Source organism: Acidaminococcus fermentans DSM 20731 (genome assembly GCF_000025305.1).
Taxonomy (GTDB): Bacteria; Bacillota; Negativicutes; order Acidaminococcales; family Acidaminococcaceae; genus Acidaminococcus; species Acidaminococcus fermentans.
Window position 1 is genome coordinate 732497 of record NC_013740.1, and the last position, 15122, is coordinate 747618.

At 59.3% G+C, this 15122-nt stretch carries 12 protein-coding genes; 10 read left to right on the forward strand and 2 right to left on the reverse strand.

The genetic code is table 11. The features are described 5' to 3' along the window. Positions 1-261: 261 nt before the first annotated feature. Genes ACFER_RS03300 through ACFER_RS03310 form a run of 3 tightly spaced genes read left to right on the forward strand, consistent with a single transcriptional unit; the run spans position 262 to position 4988 of the window. Entirely contained in the window at positions 262-1404 is a 1143-nt protein-coding gene (locus ACFER_RS03300) for a 2-methylaconitate cis-trans isomerase PrpF family protein (RefSeq protein WP_012938013.1), read from the forward strand. A 23-nt stretch (positions 1405-1427) separates the two neighbouring features. Further along, the gene (locus ACFER_RS03305; protein WP_012938014.1) at positions 1428-2693 is read left to right on the forward strand and encodes an SLC13 family permease; all 1266 of its coding nucleotides are present in this window, start codon (positions 1428-1430) and stop codon (positions 2691-2693) included. A gap of 21 nt (positions 2694-2714) precedes the next feature. Then, entirely contained in the window at positions 2715-4988 is a 2274-nt protein-coding gene (locus ACFER_RS03310; protein ID WP_012938015.1) for a hydratase, read from the forward strand. A gap of 29 nt (positions 4989-5017) precedes the next feature. Here ACFER_RS03310 and lgt read toward each other — a convergent pair whose 3' ends face one another. Together lgt and ACFER_RS03320 are read right to left on the reverse strand one after the other, a co-directional pair. Beyond that, complete coding sequence (gene lgt, locus ACFER_RS03315; RefSeq protein ID WP_012938016.1) at positions 5018-5797, reverse strand: prolipoprotein diacylglyceryl transferase; 780 nt, start codon at positions 5795-5797, stop codon at positions 5018-5020. 261 nt (positions 5798-6058) lie between these two features. After that, positions 6059-6763: a metallophosphoesterase gene (locus ACFER_RS03320; RefSeq protein WP_012938017.1), complete on the reverse strand. Its 705-nt coding sequence runs from the start codon at positions 6761-6763 to the stop codon at positions 6059-6061. 155 nt (positions 6764-6918) lie between these two features. On the opposite strand from ACFER_RS03320, the gene leuS reads away from it, so the two are divergent. The 7 genes from leuS to rsmI all read left to right on the forward strand — a co-directional run bounded on the left by leuS (position 6919) and on the right by rsmI (position 15069). After that, a complete protein-coding gene (gene leuS, locus ACFER_RS03325; protein ID WP_012938018.1) occupies positions 6919-9408 on the forward strand; it encodes a leucine--tRNA ligase in 2490 nt (829 codons plus the stop codon). Between the two features lie 123 nt (positions 9409-9531). Then, the gene (locus ACFER_RS03330) at positions 9532-10977 is read left to right on the forward strand and encodes an aminotransferase class I/II-fold pyridoxal phosphate-dependent enzyme (protein WP_012938019.1); all 1446 of its coding nucleotides are present in this window, start codon (positions 9532-9534) and stop codon (positions 10975-10977) included. Further along, positions 10974-11594 carry a dTMP kinase gene (gene tmk, locus ACFER_RS03335; protein ID WP_012938020.1) on the forward strand — a complete coding sequence of 207 codons (621 nt, stop codon included), beginning with the start codon at positions 10974-10976 and terminating at the stop codon, positions 11592-11594. The genes ACFER_RS03330 and tmk overlap by 4 nt, the downstream gene beginning before the upstream one ends. A 25-nt stretch (positions 11595-11619) precedes the next feature. Continuing rightward, positions 11620-12657, forward strand: a complete 1038-nt coding sequence (locus tag ACFER_RS03340) for a DNA polymerase III subunit (RefSeq protein WP_041666428.1) — start codon at positions 11620-11622, stop codon at positions 12655-12657. A 15-nt stretch (positions 12658-12672) separates the two neighbouring features. Continuing rightward, positions 12673-13515 (forward strand): PSP1 domain-containing protein, encoded by an 843-nt coding sequence (locus ACFER_RS03345; protein WP_012938022.1) that lies wholly within the window; start codon positions 12673-12675, stop codon positions 13513-13515. Then, positions 13515-14249 (forward strand): tRNA1(Val) (adenine(37)-N6)-methyltransferase, encoded by a 735-nt coding sequence (locus tag ACFER_RS03350; protein ID WP_012938023.1) that lies wholly within the window; start codon positions 13515-13517, stop codon positions 14247-14249. The genes ACFER_RS03345 and ACFER_RS03350 overlap by 1 nt, the downstream gene beginning before the upstream one ends. Beyond that, on the forward strand, positions 14239-15069 hold the full coding sequence (gene rsmI, locus ACFER_RS03355; protein WP_012938024.1) for a 16S rRNA (cytidine(1402)-2'-O)-methyltransferase: 831 nt from the start codon (positions 14239-14241) through the stop codon (positions 15067-15069). The genes ACFER_RS03350 and rsmI overlap by 11 nt, the downstream gene beginning before the upstream one ends. Positions 15070-15122: the final 53 nt, after the last annotated feature.

Consider the following 15122-nt stretch of genomic DNA (forward strand, 5'->3'; position numbering starts at 1 on the left):
ATCTATTTTACGGAAAATAAAAAAAGTACAGCTCCTGTTGGACCCTGTATAGGACTATATTACAATCTATAAAAATCAAACAACGGACAGACCAAAAAGTGTAGCATAAGCTTCGGGCTGTCCGGTTTTTTCTACCTAAAAACATGAATTTAATTCATGATAAAACAATAAAAGATGAATTTAACCTATTCTGATAATTCTGGTACCATAAAGCCATGAAAAGAACTGGGGGTTCGGAACGAATCCAGAGAGGGGTACACCATGGAGAAAGTATACAGATTACCGGTAACGCTGCTGCGGGGAGGTACCAGCAAGGGGGTCTACCTGCTGGAAAAAGATCTGCCGGCCAACCGGAAGGAATGGGACAGCCTGCTGCTGCGGCTCATGGGCAGTCCGGACAAGAAACAGATTGACGGGCTGGGAGGCAGCCAGTCGGTGACCAGCAAGGTGGCCATCCTGCGGAAATCGGACCGGCCCGATGCGGATGTGGATTACACCTTCGCCCAGGTGTCCGTGGACAAGGCAGTGGTCAGCTACGGGGGCAACTGCGGGAACATCTCTTCCGGGGTGGGGCCCTTCGCCATCGAGAAGAAACTGGTGCCTGCCCTGGAAGGGAGTACCCTGGTGCGGATCTACAACACCAACACCGGCAAGGTGATCCAGGAAGAAGTCCCCACTTCTGAGGGCCAGGTGAAATACGAGGGAGATTTCCGGATCGCCGGGGTGCCCGGTACGGCGGCGCCTCTCAAGCTGCGGTTCGTGGATCCTGCCGGGACCCTGGGGAAAGGGCTGCTGCCCACCGGGAATCCGGTGGACGTGCTGGAAGTGCCCGGCCGGGGAACGGTGGAGGTATCCCTGGTGGATGCGGCCAATCCCCTGGTGTTCGTCAAAGCGGTGGATCTGGGGCTCACCGGTACGGAACTTCCGGACGCCATCAACGGGGATCCGGAACTGCTCCGGCTGTTGGAAACCATCCGGGGCCTGGCAGCGGTGAAGCTGGGGCTGTGCAGCACCCCGGAAGAAGCGGCCTGGGTCACCCCGGGGCTGCCCAAAATGACCCTGGTGGCCCCGCCCCAGGAATACACCACCTCCGCCGGAGAAGAGGTACAGGCGGACCAGGTGGACCTGGTGGCCCGGATGATGTCCATGCAGAAGACCCATCCCAGCTATGCCATGACAGGTGCCATGTGCACAGCAGCTGCTGCGGCGGTTCCCGGAACCCTGGTCCGGCAGGTGCTCCGGCCCGGCTGTGATCTCCAGAACATCCGGATCGGCCATCCGGGAGGCATCCTGCCCTGCGGGGTGGATCCGGAAGGGGAGGGCCCGGTGCCGGTCATCCGGGACACCTTCGGCTACCGCACTGCCAATCTGCTGCTGGAAGGCCTGGCCCGGGTACGGGTCTGAGCCTGAGGAAAGGAGAACGTACCATGGATTTCCGTATCATCTCGCTGCTGGTGCTGGCCCTGGTGGTCGCCATCGGCTTCATCAAAAAAATCAACATCGGCTTCTTTTCCATCGGAGCGGCATTCCTGCTGGGCATGGCCGGGGGCGTACCCGTAAAGGCCATTGTGGGAGGCTTTTCCAGTTCCATGTTCGTCACCCTGGTGGGGGTTACTTTCCTGTTCGGCATGGCCTCCGCCAACGGCACCCTGGACCTGTTTTCCAAAAAGGTGGTGGCCCTGGTGGGAAAACGGACCTATCTGATCCCCATCCTGATGTTTGTGCTCAGCGCCTTCATTTCCGCCATCGGGCCCGGCCACATCGCCGCCGGGATCCTGATGACCACCTTTGCGGTGTACCTGGCTTTTGAACTGAAGATCAATCCCATGGCCACTGCCCTGTACGCCAAGTTGGGGGCCAACGCCGGCTGCGCGTCCCCGCTGTCCCTCACCGGGATCCTGGCCCGGAACCTGTCGGAACCCTACGGTATCAGCGGCTTCGGTCTCCACCTGTTCCTCACCACCCTGCTGTCTGGGTTCGTATTCACCCTGGTGGTCTATCTGCTGTACAAAGGATACAAGGTCAACGGAGACAATCCTCTGAAACTTTCCGATATTCCCGCTTTCAACCGGGAACAGAAAATCACCATGGCCGCCATTCTTGTGATGGTCATCTTCTGCATCGGCTTCAAGATGGATACGGGCCTGTTCGCCTTTGTGGCGGCTGCGGTACTGATCCTTCTGAAATGCGCGGATGAAAAACAGGCCATCCGGCAGATTCCCTGGGGCACCCTGATGATGATCTGCGGGGTGGGGGTGCTGGTCAGCGTCATCACCAAACTGGGAGGCGTGAAACTGGTGTCCGACTTCCTGGCTTCTCTCATGACCGAAGCCTCGGCGGTGCCCATTATGGCCGCCACCAGCGGCATCCTGTCCTGGGTCAGCTCCACCACCGGTGTGGTGATGCCCGCTCTGTATCCCATTGCCCACCAGATCACCGGAAACTTTGCCGGGCAGGTGGGGTATGTGGAACTGATCTCCGCCATTACGGCCACTTCCTTTGCGGCGGCCATCAGCCCCCTGTCCACCGGCGGCGCCATCATCATGTCCTCCTATTCGGCGGCCCGGGAAACCACTACCTATGAAATGAACAAAATGTTCAAGACACTGTTCCTGCTCAGCGTGGCCAATGTTGGGGTCAATGTGCTCATGGCGGCTCTCCACGTGTTCAATCTGGGCGGCCTGTTCCAGTAATCTGTCAATGAGGTGAATGAAATGGAATTGTACAAAAACGGAGCCTATCTGCTCAACGGCCGGGACCTGTTCCCGGAAGAAAACCAAGCCGCCGCCCAGGCCAGAGCCGGGCAGCCTGTGGACCGGGAAGCCGGCCGCCAGGGGACCATTGCCTGGAGCATCCTCCAGAGCCACAATACCAGCGGGGATCCGCAAAAGCTGAAGATCCGCTACGATGCCCTGACTTCCCATGACCTGACTTATGTGGGAATCATCCAGACCGCCCGGGCCTCCGGCATGGACCATTTCCCCATGCCCTACGTGCTCACCTGCTGCCACAACTCCCTGTGTGCGGTGGGGGGCACCATCAACGAGGACGACCATATCTTCGGCCTTACCGCCGCCAAAAAATACGGGGGCATCTTCGTGCCGCCCCATGTGGCGGTGATCCACCAGTACATGCGGGAAATGCATGCCGGCTGCGGGAAGATGATCCTGGGGTCCGATTCTCACACCCGCTACGGGGCCCTGGGTACTATGGCCGTGGGAGAAGGGGGCGGTGAGCTGGACAAGCAGATCCTGGGGGACACCTGGGATACGGACTATCCGGAAGTGGTGGCCGTTTATCTGACCGGCCGTCCCCAGCCCTGGGTGGGGCCCCAGGATATCGCCCTGGCCCTGTGCCGGGCGGTGTTCCAGAACGGCTATGTGAAGAACAAGGTGATGGAATTCGTGGGACCGGGGGTTTCCTCCATGACCACCGATTACCGGAACGCAGTGGATGTGATGACCACGGAAACCACCTGTCTGTCCTCCATCTGGCGGACCGATGAGGACACCCGGGCCTTCTTGAAAGAACACGGCCGGGAAGAGGACTACCGGGAACTGAATCCGGGGGCCGTGGCCTATTACGACGGATGCATCACCCTGGACCTGTCCACGGTGAAGCCCATGATCGCCCTGCCTTTCCATCCCTCCAACGCTTATACCATCGACGAACTGAACGCCAACCTGGAAGACATCCTCCGGGAGACGGAAAAGAAAGCGGCGGAGGTGGCCCGGGGACGGGCGCCCTACACCCTCACCGACAAGATCCGGGACGGGAAGCTCCAGGTCCAGCATGGGGTCATCGGAGGCTGCTCCGGGGGCAACTATTCCAATGTGGCGGAAGCGGCCGCTCTGCTCCGGGGCCGTTCCATGGGCAGCGGGGAATTTGCCCTGAACGTGTATCCTTCCTCCCTGCCGGTGTACATGGATTTAATGAAGAAAGGGATGCTGGGTGATCTGATGGCCGCCGGGGCCGTGGTGAAGACCGCCTTCTGCGGACCCTGCTTCGGTGCCGGGGATACCCCGGGCAACAACGGCCTGTCCATCCGGCACAACACCCGGAACTTCCCCAACCGGGAAGGGTCCAAGCCGGGCCAGGGACAGATGGCTGCCGTGGCATTGATGGATGCCCGGAGCATCGCCGCCACTGCCGCCAACAACGGCATCCTCACTTCTGCGGAAGAATTTGCCGATGTGTTCGGGAAGGTGCCGGCCTACCACTTTGATGACAGCGCCTACAAGGCCCGGGTCTGCAACGGATTTGGGAAGCCGGAACCGGAAGAGAAGCTGTTCTACGGTCCCAATATCAAGGACTGGCCGGAAATGCCCGCTCTGGGGGATAATGTACTCCTCCAGGTGTGCTCCAAGATCCTGGATCCGGTGACCACCACGGACGAACTGATTCCCTCCGGAGAGACTTCTTCCTACCGGTCCAACCCGCTGGGACTGGCGGAATTCACCCTGAGCCGCCGGGATCCGGAGTACGTGGGACGGACCAAGGCGGTGAAGGAACTGGAACTGGCCCGGGAAGCCGGGAAGGATCTGCCGGAACTGGCGGAAGTGCTGGAACGGATCCGGGAACTGCCGGGAGATGCCACCCTGGCCAATACGGAAATCGGGTCTCTGGTGTACGCCACCCGGCCCGGTGACGGATCTGCCCGGGAACAGGCCGCCAGCTGCCAGCGGGTGATCGGGGGCCTGGCCAACATTACCCAGGATTACGCCACCAAACGGTACCGGAGCAATGTGATCAACTGGGGTATGCTGCCCCTGCACCTGAAAGGGGAACCCACGGCTTTTGAGGTGGGAGACTGGATCTACCTGCCGGAAATCCGGAAGGCCCTGGAAGGGGATCTGGACAACATCCGGGGCTACGTGGTGAAAAAAGAAGGCCCCGTGGCCATCGATCTCTACTGCAAGCCCCTGACCCGGGAAGAAAAGGAAATCATCCTGGACGGGTGCCTGATCAATTACAACCGGAAGAAATAAAAAAGGGTATGAGAAAAAAACCGGCTGCATCACGCAGCCGGCTTTTTTCTCATACCCACCCATACAAACAGCGCCAGTGCCACAGTAAAGGACACCAGGGCCGTTACCTGGGCGCTTTTCAGGCCCCACAGCATGGGTTCCACGTAATCTCCCCGGAGAAATTCCAGGAAGAACCGGAGCAGGCTGTAGAGCATCACATACAGACAGCAGGGCTGTCCTTTTCTGGGCTTGGTGGTCTGGAACAGCAGCAGCAGGGCGAACAGGATCACATCCACCTGTCCTTCCCACACTTCCGCCGGCCACAGGGGCACCGCCCCATAGGTGGAACGGGCCAGGGTCCCTGCCGGGTACAATATGCCGAAATCTCCGCCGGTGGGGGCCCCGAAGGCGTCCCCGTTCAGCAGATTGGCCATGCGGCCCACGCTCTGGCCGATGAACAGAGCCGGGCAGATCACGTCCAGCATGTCAATCCAGTCCACCTGGTGGCGCCAGCAGTACACCGCACCGCCCAGCACTCCGCCCAGGATGCCTCCCTGGATGGCCATGCCCCCCTGCCACACAAAGGGAATTTCAGCAAGGTGCTGGCTGTAATAGCCCCAGTCAAAGAAGAACACGTCCCACAGCCGGGCCCCGATGAGTCCGCAGAAGCCGCCGTAGATGCCGAGGTCCGGCAGGTATTTCTCCCAGCCCCGGCCATCCCGCCAGGCCAGGAAATAGGCCACCGCCGTGGCCATGAAAATGGCGGTGCACAGCATCAGGCCGTACATCCGCACAGGAAAATCGCCGATAAAAAACAGATATTGATGCACAGTAAAGTCCTTTCTTACGCTTATAAGAGTCACTAGTCTCTAGTCACTAGTCGACAGCCAAAGAAGAAAATTTGCTGAAGCAAATTTTAAAGGATTTCCAACCTGGCGCTGTGAAAAAATCATCCACAGCGCCTTTATTTCGCTTGCGTCAGCTGGCTTCCATCGGCTAGTGACTAGAGACTAGTGACTAGTGACGGGGTGTGAAAAAGCATTTTTTCACACCCCCTTCCTTTGGCTAGTGACTGATCAGGGATTGACTCGTCAATCCCTGATCTTCACCAGCCTGAAATCCACGTAATCCGCAGCCACCAGCCGGTACCGGGTGCCGTCCCGTTCCCCCTGGAACAGGTTCAGGAAATGGGCTGCGTCTCCGTGGACGTGGCCGTAGATGCACTGTTCCACCTGGTACTTTTTGCACAGCTCCGTGAACCCGGTGACTTCTTCCGGATTGTACAGGGGAGGGTAGTGGAGGGCGGCGATGAGATGCTTGGCCCCGGCTTCCCGGGCTCCCGCCAGGCTCCGTTCCAGCCGCTGGCATTCCCGGTCGTACACCAGCTGGTCGTGTTCCCCGAACCCGGGCATGCTGGGCAGGTTCCAGCCCCGGGTGCCGCACAGGGCCACGTCTCCGGTCTGGAAGAAGGTATTGTGGAGAAAATGCACCTTGGGGGGCAGGGCGGCTTCCATTTTCTTTAAGGAATTCCACCAGTAGTCATGGTTTCCCTTGAGGATCGCCAGCTCCCCGGGCAGGGCCGCCAGAGGCCCCAGATCCTTTTCCACTGCGTCCCTCAGGTCCATGGACCAGGAAATGTCTCCCACCAGGAGTACAGTGTCTTCTTCCTTTACGGTTTCCTTCCAGTATGTGATGACTTTTTCCCGATGGCCCAGCCACTGGGCTCCAAAGACCTCCATGGGCTTGGTGGGGGGCTCTCCGGAAAAATGCAGATCCCCCATGGCATAAATTGCCATAGTTCCCACTCCTTCCTGCGTTGACTTTATGAGATGTGAAATATATAATGAATCTATTGCACAGACAAAAACCACTGTAATACTCATATGTTACTGAATCCAGAGAACTTATGCAAGGTGTTTCAGACGGGTTTTCTTTTTTAGGAGGTATGTTCATGTTCAAGGAAAAGTACGAGCCACACGAGATCGAAGCCCGGTGGCAGCAGTATTGGGAAGACAACAAGACCTACCAGGTCAGCAATGAGGATCCCCGGCCCAAATCCTATGTGCTGGAAATGTTCCCGTATCCCTCCGGGAACCTGCATATGGGCCACGTGCGGAACTATTCCATCGGGGATGTGGTGGCCCGGTTCCGGACCATGCGGGGCTTCAACGTGCTCCATCCCATCGGATTCGACTCTTTCGGCATGCCTGCAGAAAATGCCGCCATCAAACACAAGATCCCCCCTGCCAAGTGGACCATGGAAAACATTGCCAACATGACCCGGCAGCTGAAGGAACTGGGGCTGTCCTACGACTGGGACCGGAAAGTGGTCACCTGCCAGGAAGACTACTACAAATGGACCCAGTGGTTCTTTGAACTGATGTACAAACGGGGCCTGGCCGTCAAGAAGGAAGCCTCCGTCAACTGGTGCGACACCTGCGGCACCGTGCTGGCCAACGAACAGGTGGAAGACGGAAAATGCTGGCGCTGCCACCAGCCTGTGGAAAAGAAACAGCTGAGCCAGTGGTTCTTCAAGATCACCGACTACGCGGAACAGCTGCTGGACGATCTGGCCAAGCTGCCGGGCTGGCCGGACCGGGTCAAGACCATGCAGAAGAACTGGATCGGCCGTAGCGAAGGGCTGGAATTCGGGTTCGACGTGCCCAGCCTCCACAAAAAACTCATGGTGTACACCACCCGTCCGGATACCATTTACGGGGTCACTTTCGTGGTCATTCCGCCGGAACATCCCATGGTGGAAGAGCTGCTGAAGGACAACCCCAGAAAGGCGGAACTGGAAGCCTTCTGCAACAAGGTGAAGAACACTTCCGACATTGAACGGACCAGCAGCGAATCTGAAAAGCTGGGCATGTACACCGGTGTGGACTGTATCCATCCCCTTACCGGCGAAAAGGTCCAGATCTGGATCACCAACTATGTGCTGGTGGATTACGGCACCGGCGCCGTCATGGGTGTGCCTACCGGGGACCATCGTGACTGGCTGTTTGCCACCAAATACGGCATCAAAAAGATCCTTACCCTGCAGCCCAAGGACAAGGAACTGAAGCTGGAAGAAATGACCGATGCCTATGAGGACAAGGACGGGGTGCTGGTGAACGCCGGTCCCTTCACGGGCATGGAAATGCACAAGGCCATGAAGGCCATTATCGACTACATGGAAGAAAAAGGCCTGGGCAAACGGCGGGTCAACTACCGTCTCCGTGACTGGCTGATCAGCCGGCAGCGGTACTGGGGGTGCCCCATCCCGGTGGTGTACTGCCCTCACTGCGGAGAAGTGCTGGTGCCGGAAAAAGACCTGCCGGTGAAGCTGCCTCTGGATGTGAAATTCGACGCCGGTGCCTCTTCTCCTCTGGCTACCAGTGAACAGTTCGTCAATTGCACCTGCCCCAAATGCGGCGGCCCGGCCAAGCGGGAACTGGACACCATGGATACCTTCCTGTGCTCTTCCTGGTACTACATGCGTTACACCGATCCCCACAACGACAAGGCTCCCTTCAGCGAAGAAGCCGTGAACCACTGGATGCCGGTGGATCAGTACATCGGGGGCATCGAACACGCCATCCTGCATCTGCTGTATTCCCGGTTCTTCATGAAGGTTCTCCACGACGCCGGCCTGGTCAAGGCGGACGAACCCTTCACCAACCTGCTGACCCAGGGCATGGTGATCAAGGACGGGGCCAAGATGTCCAAGTCTCTGGGCAACGTGGTGTCTCCGGAAGAAATCGTCGGGAAGTTCGGGGCCGATACCGCCCGTCTCTTCATCATGTTCGCCGCTCCTGTGGAACGGGAACTGGAATGGAGCGACCAGGGAGTGGAAGGGTCCTTCCGGTTCCTGAACCGGGTATGGCGGATCGTGTACCATTTCAAGGATGTACTGGCCAAAAAGGCCACCTCCTATGATACCGCCCACCTGAATGAAGCGGATGAGGAACTGCGGCACATCCTCCATGTGAGCGTAAAGAAAGTCACCGAAGACATCGACCAGCGGTTCAATTTCAACACCGCCATTTCCACCCTGATGGAACTGGTGAACGCCCTGTACGCCTACCGGGAAAAAGCCGAACCGGTGAACGACGGACTGGTGTACGAAGCCATTTCCAAGCTGCTGCTGATGCTGGCGCCCTTCACGCCCCACATCACGGAAGAACTGTGGCATGACGCCATGGGCAGCGAAACCAGCATCCACAAGGAATCCTGGCCCACCTACGACCCGGAAGCCATCAAAGTGGAACAGGTGGAAGTGCTGATCCAGGTCAACGGCAAACCCAAGGCACGGATCATGGCTGCTCCGGAAATGAGCAAAGAAGATCTGGGAAACCTGGCCCTGGAACAGGCAGAAGTCAAAGCCGCCATCGGAGACAAAAAAGTGATGAAAGTCATTGCCGTCCCCGGCCGGCTGGTGAATATCGTGGCAAAATAAAAACGGCAGCTGCCGTATGGGTAAAGCTTTCACCCATGCGGCAGCTTTTTTTGCCCTTTTGCTTCTGTACTTTCCCACCTTTCTCCCATATGGTACAATAAGATATTGCCAAGGAGTGAAACCATGAACGCAAAACGACCTTTACTGACGGCGGTGGAAAACTACCGTCTTCAACATGTATATCCTCTCCATACCCCCGGACACAAAGGGGGACGGGGAGCGGATCCGGTTCTGCGCCATCTGGTGGGGGATGTGGCCCTGGAGAGCGACGTGTCCCTGATGGCGGAGCTGGACGACATCCATCATCCGGAGGGATGCATCCGGGATACGGAAACCCTGGCGGCCCGTCTGTACGGCGCTGACCGGTGCTTCCTGGGGGTCAATGGCACCACCGGGGTCATCCACGGGATGCTGCTGGGGGCCCTGAAGCCCGGAGAAAAGATCCTGATTCCCCGGAACAGCCACCGGAGTGTACTGGGAGCCCTGGTGCTGGGCGGATTCCATCCGGTATATCTCCAGCCGGCCTATGATCCCCAGTGGAGACTGACCCTCCAGGTGACGCCGGAACAGGTGGAGCAGGCCCTGGAGCAGGATCCGGAAATCCGGGCGGTGTTCCTGACCACCCCCAACTATTTCGGCCTGGCGGCGGCGACCCGGACCATCGCGGAGATTGCCCACCGTCACGGGGCCCTGCTGCTGGTGGACGAGGCCCATGGACCTCATCTGGGGTTCACGGACCAGCTGCCTCCGGGGGCCATGGAATCAGGAGCGGATGCGGCGGCTCAGAGCACCCATAAAATCCTGGGGGCCATGACCCAGTGCAGCCTGCTCCAGGTGCGGTATGACCGGATTTCACCGGAAGCCATGGAAGGTGCCATGAGCCTGGTGACCACCACCAGTCCCAACTATCTGCTGATGGGCGCCCTGGACGCAGCCCAGGCCCAGCTGACGGAACAGGGAAAAGCCATGGGAGAGGCTTCGGTACAGGCGGCTCAGATCCTGCGCCGGGCTCTCCACAGGATTCCCGGCCTGCCGGTGCTGGAACAGGAACTGGTGGGCAAGGGAGGCGTGGCGGCACTGGATCCGGGGAAAATCACCCTGCAGGTCAGTGCCCTGGGCGTGACCGGGCCGGAAGCGGCGGATGCCCTGCGCCAGGCGGGAATCGCCGTGGAACTGGTGGACGAGGACCATGTACTGCTGCTGGTGACCTATGCGGACCTGGGACCGGAACTGGAACAGGTGGCCGGGACCCTGGTCCGGGTGCTGGAAGCCATCCGGAAACCGGAATGGGAACTGAAACCGGTGCCGCCGGTGGCGGACCTTCCGGAAATGGTGCGGCTGCCCCGGGATGCTTTTTTTGCCCGGCATGAGCCGGTGGAATTTGAACAGGCGGCGGGAAGGATTTCCGGAGAGACCATCAGCTTCTATCCTCCCGGGATCCCTCTCCTGATGCCAGGGGAACGGATCACGGAAAAACTGATCCGGTACTGCCGGGAAATGCAGAAAAAGAAACTGCTGGTCAGCGGTCCCAGGGACAGTGCGCTCCGGCAGATCGAGGTATTGCTATGAAACAAAAAGGACTTTTCATTACCCTGGAAGGGCCCGACGGAGGGGGCAAGACCACCCAGGCCCAACAGCTGGCCCGCTGGTTCCGGCTGTACGGCCGGGAAACGGTGATCACCCGGGAACCGGGGGGGACGGCTACGGCAGAAAGCATCCGGGAACTGGTGCTGGATCCGGCACTGGACCTTTCTCCGGAAACGGAGACCCTGCTCCAGCTGGCGGCCCGGGCGGACCATGTGGACCAGGTGATCCGGCCGGCCCTGGAAGCAGGCAAAGTGGTGATCTGTGACCGGTTCACCGATTCCACCATGGTGTACCAGGGCATACTCCGGGATATGGATCTGGCCCAGCTGCGGAAGCTGAATGACTTTGCCACCCGGGGCCTGCGCCCGGATGTGACACTGCTGCTGGACGGAGATCCCCGGGAACTGGTGAAGCGCCGGGAAAACCGGGGAACCGTGGATAAATTCGAACTCCAGGGGCTGGCCTACCAGGACCGGATCCGGGCGGGCTACCTCCGTCTGGCCCAGGAAGAACCGGAACGGATCCTGGTGGTGGATGCCCTCCGGGAACCGGAAGTGGTTACGGAGGAGATCATCTGCAGCCTGGAAAGATTTGTGTGACCGGCAGGAGAAGAAAGAGAACACCATGTGGGAATCCATCATCGGACATGAAACCAACAAAATCTTTCTGAAAAACATGCTTACAGGGGAGCGACAGACGCCTTCCCTGCTGTTCTGCGGGCCGGAAGGCATCGGCAAGAAAAAAATGGCCAGAGCCTTTGCCCGGAGTTTCCTGTGTCTGGAAGACCCTCTGGTTCCCTGTCACTGCCGGAGCTGCCAGGCCATGGATAACGGCAGCCATCAGGATTTCATCCAGGTGGAGCCCGGAGGCAAAAGCCGGACCATCGGGGTGGATGCCATCCATCAGCTGGCGGCCAGTGCCGCCTTGGGGCCGGTGCTGTCTCCCTTCAAAGTGTGTCTCATCGATGAGGCCCATACCATGCGGGAAGAGGCCCAGAACAGTCTGCTGAAGCTGCTGGAGGAGCCGCCGGATTACTGGCTGTTCATCCTGGTGGCGGATGACCGGGAAAAGCTGCTGCCCACCATCCGGTCCCGGGTGATGGAACTGCGGTTCGATCCGCTGTCCATGGAGGATACGGAACGGGTGCTGGAAACCATCCGGCTGCAGGAAAACGACCGGCCGGAAAGCCTGAAAGATGCGGAACTCTCCCAGGCGGAGGCCCGGTGGCGTGAGCAGCTGCCCATTCTGGCCCGGCTGGCCGGCGGATCGGCAGGCAAGGCCCTGGAGTGGTTCCGGCTGGATGCCCTGACCCTCCGGGAAGAAATCCTGGACCTTGTGGAACAGGCCGGCCGGGAGGATATCCTGGTCTATGCGGACGGGCTGCCCTGGATGCTGAAAAACGACCGGCAGGAGAGTCTGGTACTGATGGAACTGCTGCTGCTCCTGTTCCGGGACGGCCTGATCCTGGAAACCGGACTGTCCCAGCCTTTATACAATGAGGATCTGCGCCAGCGGCTGGCCATGTGCTTTGCCGGCTGGACGGAAGGGATGCTCCGGAAGGGCCTGGAGCTGGAAGAAAAATGCCGCCGGGCCATCGCTTCGTTCGTAACCCGCCGGATGGCGGTGGAGGCGCTGGCCCTGGAAATCCATCAAATGCTGTAAAAAGGAGATAAATCATTGGTTACCATCGTAGGAATCCGGTTCAAACGGGCCGGTAAAATCTATTATTTTTCCCCGGGAAAGTACGACCTGGAAAAGGGCGACCATGCCATTGTGGAAACGGCCCGGGGCATTGAATACGGGGAAGTGGTGATTCCCCGGCAGGAAGTGGAGGAAAGCCAGATCGTTTCTCCGCTGAAAACGGTGATCCGCAAAGCCAACGAGGCCGATGCCCGGAAGGTGGAGGAAAATCACCGGAAGGAAAAAGAAGCCTTTGTGATCTGCGAAAAGAAAATCGCCGCCCGGAAGCTGGATATGCACCTGGTCAATGTGGAATACACCTTTGACGTGGGCAAGATCATCTTTTACTTTACCGCCGACGGACGGATCGATTTCCGGGAACTGGTGAAAGACCTGGCTGCCGTATTCCGTACCCGGATCGAGCTGCGCCAGATCGGGGTACGGGATGAAGCCAAGATGCTGGGGGGCATCGGCTGCTGCGGCCGGCCTCTGTGCTGCTCCACCTTCCTGGGGGATTTCGAACCGGTGTCCATCAAAATGGCCAAGGAACAGAACCTGTCCCTGAATCCCACCAAGATTTCCGGGATCTGCGGCCGGCTGTTGTGCTGTCTGAAATATGAAAGCGACATGTACTGCGGAAAATGCTGCAAAAAGCGGGAAAAGAAGAAAGAACAGAACCTGGTGCCCCGGCCGGGGATGAAAGTGGTGACCCCCAGCGGGGAGGGGATGGTCATGACCATCAGCCGCCGGGAACAGACGGTGACGGTGGAATTGTCCCCCGGGAACCGGGTGGTGGTCTCCTGGGATGAGATCGTGGAATCCGCCCGGACGGAGAAATAATGGAAACCACGGAACGGCTGGACTGCCTGCCGGACGGCAGGACGAAAATCTGGCAGGACAGCCGGGAATTCTGTTTCACCACGGATGCGGTGTTCCTGGCGGCGTTCCCTCATCTGGTGCGGAAGGCGAAGGTGCTGGAACTGGGCTGCGGCACCGGCGCCGTGAGCCTGCTGCTGGCCAACCGGGGGGCGGAAAAGGTGCTGGGGGTGGATGTGAATCCCCATGTGGTGGAATTGTTCCAGCGGAGCATCCGGGACAACCATCTGGAAGACCGGGTGGAAGGAAGGGTCTGTGACCTGCGGGATTTCCGGGACGGTCTGCCCTGCGATGCCCTGGACCTGGTGGCGGCCAATCCCCCTTACCGGATCGGAGGACGGCGCCGGCAGGTGGGGCAGGCGGCCTGTCATGAAGTGGGCACCACCCTGGAGGATTTCTTCTCCGCGGCAGCCTGGTCCCTGAAAACCCGGGGACGGTTCGCCCTGGTCCAGCTGCCGGAACGGTTCACCGATGCGGTGAAGCTGGGGATCCGGTATCAACTGGAACTGAAACGGCTCCAGTGGGTCCACGCCTATGTGGACCGGCCGGCCTGGATCTTCCTGGCAGAATTCGTCAAGGGAGGAAAACCGGGACTGGAAGTGCTGCCGCCTTTGTGCATGTACAATCCGGACGGTTCCTTCAGCCGGGAAACCCTGGCCTATTATGCGTTGAAAGGGGACGAAACCCATGGAAAATAAAAAAGGGACCCTGTACCTGTGCGCCACCCCCATCGGCAACCTGGAGGACATGACGCCCCGGGCGGTGCGGGTGCTCCGGGAAGCGGACCTGATCGCCGCGGAAGACACCCGGCATACCCGGCAGCTGCTGACCCATTTCGGAATCCACGGTCAGCTGATCAGCTATCATGAACACAACAAGGAAAAACAGGGGCCGGTGCTCCTGGCGGCCCTGGAAGAAGGGAAGGATATCGCCCTGGTCACCGATGCGGGATTTCCCGGGATTTCCGATCCGGGGGAAATGATCGCCCAACAGGCCATTGCCGCCGGACTGCCGGTGGTGCCGGTGCCCGGAGCCAATGCCTGTCTCACGGCCCTGGTGGCATCAGGGCTGCCCAGTACCCCGTTCTTTTTCGGGGCCTTCCTGCCCAAAAGCCGGAAAAACCGGAAAGAGAAACTGGAAGAATGGAAGAACATCCCGGCTACCCTGGTGCTCTATGAAGCACCCCACCGGATCCTGGATGTGCTCCAGGATATGGAAGAAGTGTGGGGGGACCGGAAAATGACCCTGGGGCGGGAGCTGACCAAGCTCCATGAGGAATTTTTCCGGGGAACCATTTCCACCTGCCGGCAGCATCTGCTGGAAAATCCGCCCCGGGGAGAATTTGTCCTGGTGGTGGAGCAGGGGACGGTGGAAAAACAGGAACCCCAGGGGGATCCCCTGGATGCGGTAAAGGACCTGATGGCCCGGGGCACGGACAAAAAAGAGGCCCTGGCCCAGGTGGCCAAAGCCTACAAAGTGCCCAAACGGGAGCTCTACAACCGTCTGGTGCGGGAATGAAAAAGGGGGTGCTGCACGGATTGTGCAGCATCCCCGTCAACGGTCAGCGGCCA

What these genes read in the sequence shown, in the direction of transcription:
- tmk (WP_012938020.1), top strand. Translation starts at nt 10,974, where the DNA reads ATGAAACAAAAAGGACTTTTCATTACCCTGGAAGGGCCCGACGGAGGG.
- leuS (WP_012938018.1), top strand. Translation starts at nt 6,919, where the DNA reads ATGTTCAAGGAAAAGTACGAGCCACACGAGATCGAAGCCCGGTGGCAG.
- ACFER_RS03350 (WP_012938023.1), top strand. Translation starts at nt 13,515, where the DNA reads ATGGAAACCACGGAACGGCTGGACTGCCTGCCGGACGGCAGGACGAAA.
- ACFER_RS03305 (WP_012938014.1), top strand. Translation starts at nt 1,428, where the DNA reads ATGGATTTCCGTATCATCTCGCTGCTGGTGCTGGCCCTGGTGGTCGCC.
- ACFER_RS03300 (WP_012938013.1), top strand. Translation starts at nt 262, where the DNA reads ATGGAGAAAGTATACAGATTACCGGTAACGCTGCTGCGGGGAGGTACC.
- rsmI (WP_012938024.1), top strand. Translation starts at nt 14,239, where the DNA reads ATGGAAAATAAAAAAGGGACCCTGTACCTGTGCGCCACCCCCATCGGC.
- ACFER_RS03320 (WP_012938017.1), bottom strand. Translation starts at nt 6,763, where the DNA reads ATGGCAATTTATGCCATGGGGGATCTGCATTTTTCCGGAGAGCCCCCC.
- ACFER_RS03340 (WP_041666428.1), top strand. Translation starts at nt 11,620, where the DNA reads ATGTGGGAATCCATCATCGGACATGAAACCAACAAAATCTTTCTGAAA.
- ACFER_RS03310 (WP_012938015.1), top strand. Translation starts at nt 2,715, where the DNA reads ATGGAATTGTACAAAAACGGAGCCTATCTGCTCAACGGCCGGGACCTG.
- ACFER_RS03330 (WP_012938019.1), top strand. Translation starts at nt 9,532, where the DNA reads ATGAACGCAAAACGACCTTTACTGACGGCGGTGGAAAACTACCGTCTT.